The organism is Lentibacter sp. XHP0401, assembly GCF_025751535.1.
Lineage (GTDB): Bacteria > Pseudomonadota > Alphaproteobacteria > Rhodobacterales > Rhodobacteraceae > Lentibacter.
On the sequence record NZ_JAOWLC010000028.1, the window covers coordinates 1 to 1,048 of the forward strand.

Annotated in this window: 1 protein-coding gene; it reads right to left on the reverse strand. The window is 48.0% G+C overall.

What is annotated here, in order from left to right; all coding sequences use genetic code 11:
• A partial coding sequence (locus OE750_RS18140; protein ID WP_263765712.1) for a hypothetical protein occupies positions 1-852 on the reverse strand: 852 nt, incomplete at its 3' end.
• Between the last annotated feature and the right edge of the window lie 196 nt (positions 853-1,048).

The window sequence follows — 1,048 nt, forward strand, 5'->3', positions numbered from 1 at the left end:
AATCAAACCAACTAGATGAGCCAAACTCTCTCTTAGTTTAGGCCGCTCTTGGACCCAAAAACTCTGACGACGGACAGTACTCAGAAGCGGCATAAGAATCGGGTCAGCATAAGCGATGTCAGCGGTTTGCCCAGTTGTGACCAAACGGTAGTCATAACTCCCTGAAAACACATAGCGACGCAGCTTCGAGGCAAGAACATAAGCAGAAGCCGCAGATCTCAAAGAATGCGTTTGGCGGTAGGAGTTTGCTTTTTGCAGCCGATCAACTGCACCGATCACACTCTCGATATTCGAGGAAATTATGGTCAACGGGTAACCCTTTGCATCACTGAATTCACGAGCCCGCTCAATCAGCCCCTTATCAAGCATGCCGGCTTCCAAGTATTTGTTTCCAAAGAGCGCCAGATGCGAAATGATGTGTGAGGTAGGGGCGTGACGTTCCGAGTAAAGCTCAAGCGTTGCGAATGTATCGACTCCACCCGAATAGCCGGTTCCAATCCCCGATCCAATCAATGCAGGGTCGCTCTCAATCACCGTCTCTGCTGTGATTATTACAGGCTGCAGCCTTTTATCACGTGCGGCCAGAAGAGGCATTACGTCATGCCGCACCTTGAAAAGCAATTCTCCTGTAAGCTCCCCCTCAAAGTGAAGGGAGTAATTGGTCATCATGGCAGGGTAGAGCAATGCAATCAGTGCATGATCAGATGTCGACACAGGCTCCAATTCGTGATTGGTAGGCTCAACAAAATACTCAAGCGTATCAACACCATCCAACCCCTGGATGGAATGAAGCAAACTAAAGCCGTTTCTGGCAGGTGTAACCTGCAACGGTGAAACTGTTATCATTGACACGGCGATATCCCGACGGCGACGTACGATCTAACAAAACAACATGACATCTAACGGAAAATAGACGCAAGAGAGATTGTACTCTTGGAAATAATATTCCTGGCTTTATCGTCACACAAATATGTCTAGCCCCCAATTTCAGTACCAGTAATTTTCGTTTTCTCTATTAGGGTTTCAGGCACCGGAGGGCGCATACCTA